The organism is Stenotrophomonas sp. 610A2 (assembly GCF_030549615.1).
Lineage (GTDB): Bacteria > Pseudomonadota > Gammaproteobacteria > Xanthomonadales > Xanthomonadaceae > Stenotrophomonas > Stenotrophomonas pigmentata.
The window spans coordinates 925,780-937,579 of the sequence record NZ_CP130832.1; the positions used below are offsets into that span (position 1 = coordinate 925,780).

Here is an 11,800-nt window from a genome sequence, read left to right on the forward strand (position 1 = left end):
CCCGGAGCGGTGCTGCTGATGCCGCGTTACCGTTACAAGGCACTGGATGCGCGTGGCGATCTGCTTGAAGGGCAGATGGATGCGGCCAGCGAAGGCGAGGTGATCGCGCGCCTGCAGGAACAAGGCCATCTGCCGATGGAAGCCAAGCCGGCGACTGGCTCGGCGTTCGAGGGTGGCAGTTGGAAGCAATGGCGGCAGCGCCCGTTCGCCGGTGCCACGCTGGTGCAGTTCACCCAGCAGCTGGCGACCTTGTTGAGCGCTGGGCAGCCCTTGGACCGGGCCTTGTCGATCCTGATGGAAACGCCGGAAGACCAGCGCTCGCAACGGGTGATTGCCGATATCCGCGACAGCGTGCGTGGCGGCACGCCGCTGTCGCAGGCGCTTGAACGCCAGCATGGCCTGTTTTCGCGGCTGTACGTCAACATGGTGCGTGCCGGCGAAGCCGGCGGCAGCCTGCATGAAACCCTGCAGCGCCTGGCCGATTACCTGGAGCGCAGCCAGGAGTTGAAGGGCAGGGTGATCAACGCCTTGATCTATCCGGCGATCCTGCTGGTGGTGGTTGGCCTGGCGCTGCTGTTCCTGCTGGGCTACGTGGTGCCGCAGTTCTCGCTGATGTATCAAAGCCTCGATGTGACCTTGCCGTGGTTTACCCGGATGGTGCTGGAGGTCGGCCTGCTGGTCCGCCAGGGCTGGTTGGTTTTCATCGTGGTGCCAGCGCTGTTCCTGCTTTGGGTTGAGCGCAAGCGGCGCGACCCGGTGTTCCGCCTGGGCTTTGATACCTGGTTGTTGAAGCGGCCGATGATCGGCGGACTGGTTGCCAAGCTGGAGAGCGCGCGGCTTGCGCGCACCCTCGGCACCTTGCTGCGCAATGGCGTGCCGCTGCTGGCCGGGCTGGGCATTGCCCGCAACGTGCTCGGCAACCGTGCGCTGGTCGCGGACGTCAGTGAAGCCGCCGAGGCGGTGAAGAATGGTGCTGGGCTGGCTTCGTCGCTGGGTCGCAATGGCCGCTTCCCGCGGCTGGCCCTGCAGATGATCCAGGTCGGCGAAGAGTCGGGCACGCTGGAAAGCATGCTGCTCAAGACCGCCGACACCTTTGAACAGGAAAGTGCCCGCGCCATCGACCGCATGTTGGCGGCGCTGGTGCCGGTGATCACCTTGTTGTTGGCGTCGGTGGTGGGCGTGGTCATCATCGCGGTGCTGGTGCCGCTGTATGACCTCACCAATGCCATCGGCTAAACCCTGGTTTTCGGAAAGGAAGAAGAAATGAGGCGAACCCTGAAACAACCGCTGTCACGCGCACGCCAGGCCGGCATGAGCCTGTTGGAGATCATCATCGTCATCGTGCTGATCGGTGCGGTGCTGACCCTGGTGGGCAGTCGCGTGCTTGGCGGTGCCGACCGCGGCAAGGCCAACCTCGGCAAGACCCAGATCCAGACCCTGGCCAGCAAGGTGGAGAACTACAAGCTCGACACCGGCCGTCTGCCGAGCAAGCTGGAAGATCTGTCCACCCAGCCTGCAGGCGTCGCGGGTTGGCTGGGCCCGTATTCCAAGCCGGCCGAGTTCAATGATCCCTGGGGCAATCCGGTGCAGTACCGGGTGCCGGGCGAAGGGCGTCCGTTCGATCTGATCAGCCTGGGCGCAGACGGCCAGCCCGGTGGCGAAAGCTATAACGCCGACATCCGCTACGAATAAGCCTTGATGGTCGCGCCGCGTTTTCCGCTTTCGCTTGCCGCCACGCGTGCCGTATCCGTGCGGCGCCGCATGCGCGGCATGTCCTTGCTGGAGATGGTGCTGGTGTTGGCGTTGATCGCTGCACTGGCGATGATGGCTGCGATGGCGATGAGCGGCGGCATGGACGGCATGCAGCTGCGTTCGGCTGGCAAGACACTGGCGGCCGAACTGCGTTATGCGCGTACCCGCGCGATCAGTACCGGCGTTGCGCAGCAGCTGCAGATCAATCCGGGCAGCCGCCGTTGGCAGGGCGCGGACGGTCATCATGGCGAACTGCCGCAGGCGCTGACGGTCAGTTTCACCGGTGCCGGCCAATTGCAGGCGCGCAGGGACGAAGGCGTCGTACGCTTCTTCGAGGATGGCGCTTCCAGTGGTGGCCGCATTGAACTGCGTGCCGGCAAGGCGGTGTGGCGGATCGACGTCGCGTGGATAACAGGCGAGGTAAAAGCCGGGCCGTTGCGCGAGGGTGCCGGATGAGGCACCAACGCGGTTATTCGCTGATTGAAGTGATCGTCGCCTTCGGTTTGCTGGCCTTGGCGATGACCTTGTTGCTGGGCAGCCTGTCCGGTGCCGCACGCCAGGTCAGCATGGCCGACGGCTACGGCCGTGCCGCCCTGCATGCGCAATCGCTGCTGGCGGTTGCCGGGGTTGAAGCGCCCTTGCAGGCCGGTCGCCAGCAGGGTGAGTGGGAGCAGGGTCGCTATCAGTGGAATCTGCAGGTTTCGCCCTACGTCGAGCCACGCCAGCAACAGGCGAGGCTGTGGTTGCTGGACCTGCAGGTGCGCTGGGGCGACAGCGCGCAGGAACAACTGCGCTGGCGCACCCTGCGCCTGCGCGGCAACGCACCGCTGGAGGCGTTGCCATGAGACCTTTATTGCCTTCATCGCGACCGCTGCATGCGCGCGGCTTCACCCTGATCGAGGTCTTGCTGGCCACCGTGCTGCTGGCGGCAGGCATGGCGCTGGCATTCGCCGCGGTGCGCTCGACGCTGGCCATCAGCAGCCGCGGCGAGGCGATTGCCAGCGGCAATGAGCGCATGCGCGCGGTGGAGGGCTTTCTGCGTCGACGCCTGGTCTCGGCCATGCCCCTGGCGCTGGAACGCGATGCCCTCAATGGCAACGCCGCGGTGTTTACCGGCAGCCCCAAGCAGCTGCGCTTTGTTGCCAATGTGCCTGACTACCTGGGCCGTGGCGGCCCCTACCTGCATACGCTGGAGGTCAGCGGCAGCGGTGAGGCGCAGGAGCTGCGTCTGGGCTTGACCCTGTTGCAATCCGGTCAGCTGCTGGAGGAAAACCCGCCCCGCGGCAGCGAGTTGCTGGCAGACCGACTGAAGCAGGTAAAGCTGCGCTATCGCGGCATCGAACCGGGCACGACGGCGATGGGACGCTGGCAGGACAGCTGGGATGTCCCCGGGCGCATGCCGATGCTGGTCTCGATTGAAGTCACGCCCGCGCAGGGCGCTGCCTGGCCGCCGCTGGTGGTGGCCTTGCCGCAGTCTTCGGTCGCCGGGAGCTGGCGATGAGGGCGCGCGGTGCAGCGCTCGTGCTGGTGCTATGGGTGGTGGCCTTGTTGGCCACCACCATTGCGGCGTTCGCCTTGACTGCGCGGGTCGAGCACCTGCAGGGCCGGGTCACCGGCGATCTGGCTGGGGGCGAACAGATTGCCCATGCCGGCATCGACTATGCGCTGTCGCGGATGCGCGCTACCCCGACCCAGCCCAGCTGGCGCGCCGATGGCCGCCCCTATCGCTGGCAGTTCGATGGCCACGCGGTGGAGCTGCGCATCGTGGACGAGACCGGCAAGGTCGACTTGAACCAGGCCGACCTGAACCTGCTGCAGGCCTTGTTGCGCGGCCTCGAACTGGCACCGGACAAGGCCGCGCGGCTGGCCGGTGCGATCGTTGATTGGCGCGATCCGGATTCGCTGCTGCAGCTAGCCGGAGGCGCGGAGACTGCCGACTATCAGGCGGCCGGGCTGCCGTATGGCGCCAAGAACGCGCCTTTTGACAGCGTCAGCGAGCTGCAGCGTGTACTCGGCATGGAGCCGGCACTTTATGCACAGCTTGTGCCGCTGGTGACGGTGTACGGTGGCGGCCGGCCCAATCCACGTTTTGCACCCGGGCCGGTGCTGACCGCGATGGGGATGGATGCGGCGCTGATCCTGGCCCAGCGCGAACGTGAAGACGGCAATCCCGGAATGGGCGAAACTTCAGCCGGTGGAGGTGACACCGGTACTTATAGTGTCGCCAGCAAAGTGCAATTGGTGGCCGAGCGGCAGGCAGTCATCCGCGCGGTGGTGCGTCTGAATCCCGGTGGTGTGGCCGGTGCGCCGTATACGGTGCTGCAGTGGGAACAGGGAGCGATGTCTAGATGACGGGGTTGCGTGAACGGCTGGGGCAGGTAAGTGCACGCATTGCGCCGGGCGCTGGTGGCTTCTGGGCGTGGTGGAGCCAGGCATTGCTGTCGTGGTTGCCGCAACGCTGGCAGGCCTTGCTGGGAGTGTCCGATGCGCGCCTGCTGCTGGAAGCAGGCGCGGCGCAGTTGCAGCTGTCGCTGCAGCAGCACGGCCAGCTGCAGCCGCTGCAGGCCCTGCCTGCCGGCGCCGCACCCGGTGCGGTTGATGCCGCCGTGTCGCCGCGCGTGGCCAGCCTGCCGCGCCACGGCCTGTTGCCGGCCAGCGCGGTGTTGCGCAAGCCTTTGCGCATGCCGGCTGCTGCCGAGGCACGCCTGCGCGAGGTCCTGGGTTTCGAGATAGACCGGCAGACGCCCTTCAGCGCCGCGCAGGTGTATTACGACGTGCGGCTGTTGCAGCGTCGCGATGATGGCCAATTGGATACCGAGCTGGTGGTCGCGCCGCGGCCGCTGGTCGATGCGCTGCTGGGCGCGGATGAGGCATGGCGGCAGCAACTGGATGGCGTGGACGCAGTCGATGCGCAAGGTCAGCCCTTGGGCGTGAACCTGCTGCCGCTGGCGCTGCGCCGGCAGCGCCACGATCCCATGCGTCGGCTCAACCGGCTGTTGCTGGTCGCAGGCGTTGTGATGCTGGTGCTTGCCGCGTGGCAATTGCTGGACAACCGACGCGCCGCTGCCACGCAGCTCTCGGCGCAGGTGGAGGCGGCAGCGGTGCGCGCGCGTGCAGTGGCTGCGCAGCGGCAGCAGCTGCAGGACCTGGTCGATGGCCAGCAGTTCTTCACCGCGCAGCGCGCCGAGCAGGCGTCCGCAACGGAGATCATCAACGAACTCAGCCAGCGCCTGGGCGATGACACCTCGCTGGAGAAACTCTCGATCGAAGGCGGCCGCATGCAGCTGATCGGCATGAGCAGCAGCGCGTCATCGCTGGTCGCCAAGCTCGAAGGCTCCAAGCTGTGGAAGACGCCGTCATTGACCGGTGTGCTGCAGGCCGGCCAAGGTGCCGCACGTGAGCGCTTCACCTTGACCGCGGAACTGCGCGGCCCCAACCAGGAGGCTGCCGATGGCAACGCCCCCCGCGCGCCGTGACCGCTGGTTGGCCCTTGGCCTGCTGCTGGCCGTACTGGGCGTGATCTATCTATTGCTGGTGCAGCCCTTGTGGACCCGGCCGATGCTGGCGGTGGAGATGGAAATCCAGGCCTTGCAGGAGCGCCAGCAGCGTATCGGCATGCAGTTGCGGCAGGCCCCGCAGGTCGCGCAGCGGCTGCAGCAGGCGCAACAGACGCTGGCCGATCAACCGGGCTTCATGGCTGAAAGCTCGGCCGAGCTGGCTACCTCCAAGCTGGTGCAACGACTGGAGGAGGCCGCGCGCCTGGCCAGCCCGGACCAGCGCAGCTGTGCCATCAGTGATCGCTCGCCATTGCCGGCTGACAGCACTGGCCGCTTTCCGCGGGTTGCAGTGCAGGCGCGGCTGCGTTGCGGCATGAACGAATGGATGCGCGTGTTGCAGACGCTGGAAACCGGCACGCCGCAATTGCGCGTGGACCGGCTCGACATTCTCTCTGCCGGCTTGGGCGAAGGCGGTGGCGGCCTGGATGTGAGTTTCGAGCTCAGTGGCTACCTGCGCCCAGGCGTGGTTGCCCCGGCCGCGGAGGTCGCCAATGCGCAATGACGTAGCAGGCCTGCGCACTTGGTTGCTCGGCGTGTTTGCGGGCTGGGCGCTGTTGGTATGGGCAGCCTGCCTGTTCGGCCTGGGCAGCAGGATTGGCAGCAGCAACGCGGCCTTGGACGTGCCAGCCTTGCCGGCAGTGCCGCAGGCAACCGAGCTGGTGGTTGCCGACAACGCCGAGGCCTTGAATCGGCCGCTGTTTGCCAGCGATCGGCGCCCGCATCCGTTCTTCATCGGCGAAGCCGGTGAACCTGCACCGACAGGTGTGCGTTTGACCGGCGTATTGATGACGCCGGGGCTGGACATGGCCACGCTGACTACCGAGCAGGGCAAGTCGCTGCGCCTGCGGTTGGGCGGCGAGGTGCAGGAGGGTTGGCAGCTGCTGTCGCTGCAGCCGCGCAGCGCGGTGGTGAGCGGCCCGGCCGGTACGCTCAACCTGGAACTGCAGGTATTCAGTGGCGGGCCAAAGCAGACGCCTGAAGGCGGCGCGCCCATGCCAGGCAACGCGCAGGCAACGCCACCCACCATCACCGTGCCGGCACCACCGCCGGCGACTGATCCGGTCACGCCATCGGCAGACCAGATCAAGGCGATCCGTGATCGCATCCAGGCCCGCCGTCGGCAGGCACAACAGAATCAGAACGGCGGCTCCGGCCGCCAGAACCCGTAGAGTGAGCGCATGACATCACGCATAGTTGCAGTCAGTCTGCTGATCGGTGCCCTGAGCGGCTGCGCTACCACGCCGGCACCGGACATCCGGCGCACGGCTGCGCCGGATACGAGTACGCCTGCTCCAGGCGAGGCAGCACGCACCAATCCGCTGGGCGCCGAAGAGGCTCCCAAGGCCGATGACAACCAGGGCCGGGCGGTGATCCGGCGAGGCAATGGCACGGTGATCAACCGCGCCGCCGCTTCGGCGCCAGCACCGGCCTTGACCACAGCTGGCAACGGCACGGCGGTGTTCAACTTCGAGGGCGAATCGGTACAGGCGGTGACCAAGGCCATCCTCGGCGACATGCTGGGGCAGAACTACGTCATCGCACCGACCGTGCAGGGCACGGTGACCCTGGCCACGCCCAAGCCGGTATCGCCAGCGCAGGCGCTGAACCTGCTGGAGATGGTACTGGGCTGGAACAACGCCCGCCTGATCTACAGCGGCGGCCGCTACAACGTGGTGCCTGCCGACCAGTCGCTGGCGGGCACGGTGGCGCCGAGCACCGCACCGGCCTCGGCCGCGCGCGGCTATGAAGTACGGGTGGTACCGCTGCAGTACATCTCGGCCAGCGAGATGAAGAAGGTGCTGGAGCCGTATGCCCGCCCGAACGCGATTGTCGGCGTGGATGGCTCGCGCAATGTGATCACCCTGGGCGGCACCCGCACCGAGCTGGAGAATTACCTGCGCACGGTCGAGATCTTCGACGTGGATTGGCTGTCGGGCATGTCGGTGGGTGTGTTCCCGATCCAGTCGGGGCGCGCCTCGCAGGTGGCCAGTGATCTGGAGAAGGTATTCGGCGAAGCCAGCAAGACGCCAAGTGCCGGCATGTTCCGTTTCATGCCGCTGGACAACGCCAACGCGGTGCTGGTGATCACTCCGCAGGCGCGTTACCTGGATCAGATCCAGCAGTGGCTGGACCGCATCGACAGTGCCGGCGGCAGTGCACGTCTGTTCTCGTATGAGCTGAAGTACATCAAGGCCAAGGATCTGGCGGAGCGCTTGGCCGAAGTGTTTGGCAGTGGCGGATCGCGTAGCCAGGGTGACAGCGGTACTTCGCTGGCGCCGGGTGCCAGCCCGGTATCGCTGGGCGGGCGCGGTCAGGACGGTGGTTTTGGCCAGAACGACGGCTTGAAAACCAACGATATCGGTTCGAGCAGCGGCAACAGCGGTTCCGGCATGTCCGGCGGCAGCAGCGGTGGTGTCGGTGAGACCATGCAGTTGCCGCAGCAGACTTCGGGCAATGGCAGCGTCACCCTGGAAGTGGAAGGCGATCGCGTCGGTGTGTCGGCGGTGGAGGAAACCAATACCTTGCTGGTGCGTTCCAGCCCACAGGCCTGGCGCTCTATCCAGGAAGTGGTGGAAAAGCTCGACGTGATGCCGCTGCAGGTGCATATCGAGGCGCAGGTGGCCGAGGTCGCATTGAATGGCAAGCTCAGTTACGGCGTGAACTGGTTCTTCGAGCAGGCGGTCAATGCCCCCGCTGGTGACAGCAACGGCACGATCGGCATGCCCGGCGCCGGCCTGCCCAGCGCGCTGGGCCGTGGCATCTGGGGCGACATTGCCGGCAAAGTCACAGGCAATGGCATGGCCTGGACCTTCCTCGGCAAGAATGCCGCCGCCATCATCACCGCGTTGGATGAGGTGACCAACGTGCGCCTGCTGCAGACGCCCTCGTTGTTCGTGCGCAACAACGCCGTGGCCACACTCAATGTGGGCAGCCGCATTCCGGTCAATTCCACCTCGATCTCGACCATCGGCGAGAACTCGTATTCGACCGTGCAGTACATGGAAACCGGCAACATCCTCAAGGTGCGGCCGCGTGTGACGCGTGATGGCATGGTGTTCCTGGACATCGTGCAGGAGATCAGCGCGCCCGAAGGTGATCCGGACAAGAACGGCAATTTCCGCATCAATACCCGGCGCATGCAGACCGAGGCGGCGGTGAGTGCCGGTGACACGGTGATGCTCGCCGGTCTGATCGATGACAGCAGTACCGATGGCTCGTCCGGCCTGCCGTTCCTGAGCCGCTTGCCGGTGGTGGGCGGCCTGTTCGGCACCAAGACCCAGAACCATCGGCGCAACGAAGTGATCGTCTTGATCACGCCGACCATCGTCCGCAATCCGCAGGAAGCACGCAATCTGACCGACGAATACGGCAGCCGCTTCCGCGCGCTGGATCCAATCAACGCACCGAAGGGCCGCTGAGCATGGCGCTGCCGGTCATCCTGCTACCAGTGGGCGTGGATGACGTAGCGCTTGATGCCTGCCTTGCGGCATTGGAAAAGCACACACCGGCAGGTACGCCGGTGTGGCTGGCAGATGATGGCCAGAGTGGCCCGCGTGGACAGGTGGTGATCGAACACTGGTTTGCCAGCACCCGACTGCAGGCCGAGTACACGCGGCGCCCGCGTCCGATCGGCGAGGCCGCGCATCTGGACGAGATGTTGAAGGCCTGTGGCGATGCCGACGTCGCCGTGCTCGCGCCGGATGGGTTGCCGACAGCAGGCTGGTTGCAGCAGCTCAGTGACTGCCTGGCACGCGATGCCTCCATCGCCACCGCCACGCCATGGAGCAATGCCGGCGAAGCGGTGTCGTGGCCGCGTGCCGGTGAACTCAATCCCGTGCCGGCCGATCCGGCGCGATTGGCGCAGGCCTTGGCGGCGATGCCGCTGCTGCAGCCCGAGCTGCCCTCGGCGGTGACCCATGCGGTGCTGATACGCGGCAGTGCGCGTCGTCGTGCCGGTGGCCTGGATATCCACAGTTACGGATCGTGGTACGCCGCATTGGTCGATCTGAGCCTGCGCATGAGCGGGCTGGGCTGGCGCAACGTGTTGTGCGACAACGCCTTCGTTGGTCGCCAGAGCGAGGGCAGGCCGGCTGAAGGCGACATGGAAGTGCTGGCCAATCGCTGGCCGGTGTGGACCGCACGGCTGGCCGCGTTCCTGATGAACGACCCGCTTCATGCGCATCGCCAGCAACTGCAGCAGCTCTGCGAGCAGGCGATAATGCCGCAAGCCCAGCCCGATCTGTTCGATGCCTGTGGTTCCCTTCCAGGCGCGGAGCCGGTGTGAGCGATTCAATTGCGGTGGTGGTGGTCAGTTATCAGAGCGCGAGCACCTTGGATGAGTGCCTGCAGCGCCTGCGTGCCGCCGCCGATGTCGCCGAGATCCGCGTGGTCGACAACGAATCGCGCGATGGTTCGCTGGCGATCGCGCAGCGGCATGCGCTGGCCGACAGCCGCGTGCGTTTCATCGCCAATCCTGACAACCCCGGCTTTGCCACCGCCTGCAATCAGGGCGCTGATGAATGCCATTCGCCGTGGCTGGCCTTCGTCAACCCGGATTTGATGGTCGAGCCGCAGACCTTGGCGCAGTTGCGCGACCTCGGCCGGTCACTTGGCGATTGCCTGCTGGGCGTGGAGCAGGTGGACGAGGATGGCGTTGCCGATCCGGCGGTACGCCGCCGTGACCCGGATTTCGCCGCGATGCTGCGCAACCCCGGTGCGGGCTCGCGGCTGGCGGTGCAGGTGGATCATTCGGCAGCGTTGCAGCAGGTGCAGGCCTTGTCGGGTGCGCTGTTGCTGATGCCGCGTGGCTTGTTCGACCGCCTGCAGGGCTGGGATGCGGGCTACCGGCTGCATGCCGAGGACCTGGATCTATGCCGCCGCGCGCGCCAGGCCGGTGCGGTGGTGGCCATCGCCAATGACTTGAAGGTGCTGCATGTGCGCGGTGTATCCAGCCGCTCGCGGCCGTTCTTCGTGGAGTGGCACAAGCATCGCGGGCTGTGGCGCTACTTCAGCAAGTTTGAAGCCAGCCAGCGCAGCCTGCCGGTGAGGGCAGGGGTGTGGTGCGCGATCTGGGCGCATGCGGCGTTGCAGGTGCCGCGGTTGTTGCTGAAGTAAGTTTGGATCTGGGGTGTTGCGGTATTCAAAGCACCCCTCCCCAGCCCTCCCTTTGGCTCAGCCAAGGGGAGGGCTGGGGAGGGGTGCTCTTCGAGCAATCACCATCAGCCCTACCCCCAGCGCCCGCCACAGAGCATGAACAAGCCCCAGCGGCTGGCTGAACCGGAGCCGCCGGCCAGCGCATAATGCAGGGCATGATCATCCAATCCCTGCTCGACACCGACCTCTACAAGTTCACGATGATGCAGGCGGTACTGCACCAGTACCCGGGCGCCATCGTCCAGTACCGGTTCAAGTGCCGCACGCCGGGGATTGATCTGGCCGCGCACATGGACGAGATCAACAGCGAGATCGACCATCTCTGCAGCCTGCGCTTCACCGCCGACGAGCTGGAGTACATGCGTCGGCTGCGCTTCGTGAAGCCGGATTTCGCCGATTTCCTCGGTCTGTTCCACCTGGACCGCAAGTACATCAGCCTGCGTGCGTCGGAGACCGTGCCGGGTGAGATCGAGCTGGACATCACCGGCCCGTGGCTGCACACCATCATGTTTGAAGTGCCGCTGCTGGCGATCATCAACGAAGTCTGGTTCCGCAATACCAGCACCTCTGATTTCAGCGAAGGCGAGCGCCGCCTGCAGGCCAAGACCGCGCTGCTGCGCGATACGCCGGGGTTCGAGAACTGCCGCATTGCCGATTACGGCTCGCGCCGCCGCTACTCGCGCGAGTGGCACGGCACCATGCTGCCGATGCTGCGTGACGCCCTGGGCCCGCAGTTCGTAGGCACCAGCAACGTGTATTTCGCACGCATGTACGGCATGACCCCACACGGCACGATGGCGCATGAGTACCTGCAGGCATTCCAGGCGTTGGGTCCGCGTCTGCGCGATTCGCAGGTAGCTGCACTGGATTCGTGGGCGCGCGAGTACCGTGGCGACCTGGGTATCGCGCTGTCGGACGTGGTTGGGCTGGACGCCTTCCTGCGCGACTTCGACATGTATTTCTGCAAGCTGTTTGATGGTGTGCGCCACGACTCCGGCGACCCGTTCAGCTGGGGCGACCGCATGCTGGCGCATTTCAAGGCCAACCGCGTCGACCCGATCAACAAGGTACTGGTCTTCAGCGATGGCCTGAACATCGAGAAGGTGATGCAGCTGTACGACTACTTCCGTGGCCGCTGCCAGGTCGCTTTCGGCGTAGGCACCCACCTCACCAATGACCTTGGCCCGACGCCGCTGAACATCGTCATCAAGATGGTCCGCTGCAATGGCCAGCCGGTGGCCAAGCTCAGCGACTCGCCCGGTAAGAGCATGTGTGATGATCCGGGCTATCTGTCCTATCTGCGGCAGGTATTCGAACTGCAGTAAGCGTCAAATCCC

Annotated in this window: 13 protein-coding genes; all 13 read left to right on the forward strand. The window is 65.8% G+C overall.

Annotated features, from left to right (window positions below):
- The first annotated feature begins 18 nt into the window (after positions 1–18).
- Positions 19–1,236, forward strand: a complete 1,218-nt coding sequence (gene xpsF / locus Q5Z11_RS04055; RefSeq protein WP_303748837.1) for a type II secretion system protein XpsF — start codon at positions 19–21, stop codon at positions 1,234–1,236.
- A gap of 27 nt (positions 1,237–1,263) precedes the next feature.
- Positions 1,264–1,692, forward strand: coding sequence for a type II secretion system major pseudopilin GspG (gene gspG, locus Q5Z11_RS04060; RefSeq protein WP_303748838.1), 429 nt, complete (start codon positions 1,264–1,266; stop codon positions 1,690–1,692).
- 6 nt (positions 1,693–1,698) lie between these two features.
- Entirely contained in the window at positions 1,699–2,208 is a 510-nt protein-coding gene (gene xpsH / locus Q5Z11_RS04065) for a type II secretion system protein XpsH (protein WP_303748839.1), read from the forward strand.
- A complete protein-coding gene (xpsI, locus tag Q5Z11_RS04070) occupies positions 2,205–2,597 on the forward strand; it encodes a type II secretion system protein XpsI (RefSeq protein WP_303748840.1) in 393 nt (130 codons plus the stop codon). Before xpsH ends, xpsI begins: the two co-directional genes overlap by 4 nt.
- Positions 2,594–3,253, forward strand: coding sequence for a prepilin-type N-terminal cleavage/methylation domain-containing protein (locus Q5Z11_RS04075; RefSeq protein ID WP_303748841.1), 660 nt, complete (start codon positions 2,594–2,596; stop codon positions 3,251–3,253). Before xpsI ends, Q5Z11_RS04075 begins: the two co-directional genes overlap by 4 nt.
- On the forward strand, positions 3,250–4,104 hold the full coding sequence (locus tag Q5Z11_RS04080) for a type II secretion system minor pseudopilin (RefSeq protein WP_303748842.1): 855 nt from the start codon (positions 3,250–3,252) through the stop codon (positions 4,102–4,104). The genes Q5Z11_RS04075 and Q5Z11_RS04080 overlap by 4 nt, the downstream gene beginning before the upstream one ends.
- Positions 4,101–5,228, forward strand: coding sequence for a PilN domain-containing protein (locus tag Q5Z11_RS04085; protein ID WP_303748843.1), 1,128 nt, complete (start codon positions 4,101–4,103; stop codon positions 5,226–5,228). The genes Q5Z11_RS04080 and Q5Z11_RS04085 overlap by 4 nt, the downstream gene beginning before the upstream one ends.
- The gene (gene gspM, locus Q5Z11_RS04090; protein WP_303748844.1) at positions 5,203–5,811 is read left to right on the forward strand and encodes a type II secretion system protein GspM; all 609 of its coding nucleotides are present in this window, start codon (positions 5,203–5,205) and stop codon (positions 5,809–5,811) included. Before Q5Z11_RS04085 ends, gspM begins: the two co-directional genes overlap by 26 nt.
- On the forward strand, positions 5,801–6,478 hold the full coding sequence (locus tag Q5Z11_RS04095; protein ID WP_303748845.1) for a general secretion pathway protein GspN: 678 nt from the start codon (positions 5,801–5,803) through the stop codon (positions 6,476–6,478). The genes gspM and Q5Z11_RS04095 overlap by 11 nt, the downstream gene beginning before the upstream one ends.
- Before the next feature lie 9 nt (positions 6,479–6,487).
- A complete protein-coding gene (gene gspD, locus Q5Z11_RS04100) occupies positions 6,488–8,728 on the forward strand; it encodes a type II secretion system secretin GspD (protein ID WP_303748846.1) in 2,241 nt (746 codons plus the stop codon).
- Positions 8,725–9,594: a glycosyltransferase family 2 protein gene (locus tag Q5Z11_RS04105; RefSeq protein WP_303749965.1), complete on the forward strand. Its 870-nt coding sequence runs from the start codon at positions 8,725–8,727 to the stop codon at positions 9,592–9,594. Before gspD ends, Q5Z11_RS04105 begins: the two co-directional genes overlap by 4 nt.
- Positions 9,591–10,424 (forward strand): glycosyltransferase family 2 protein, encoded by an 834-nt coding sequence (locus Q5Z11_RS04110; RefSeq protein WP_303748847.1) that lies wholly within the window; start codon positions 9,591–9,593, stop codon positions 10,422–10,424. Before Q5Z11_RS04105 ends, Q5Z11_RS04110 begins: the two co-directional genes overlap by 4 nt.
- A gap of 194 nt (positions 10,425–10,618) precedes the next feature.
- Entirely contained in the window at positions 10,619–11,788 is a 1,170-nt protein-coding gene (gene pncB / locus Q5Z11_RS04115; RefSeq protein ID WP_303748848.1) for a nicotinate phosphoribosyltransferase, read from the forward strand.
- The last annotated feature ends 12 nt before the right edge of the window (positions 11,789–11,800 follow it).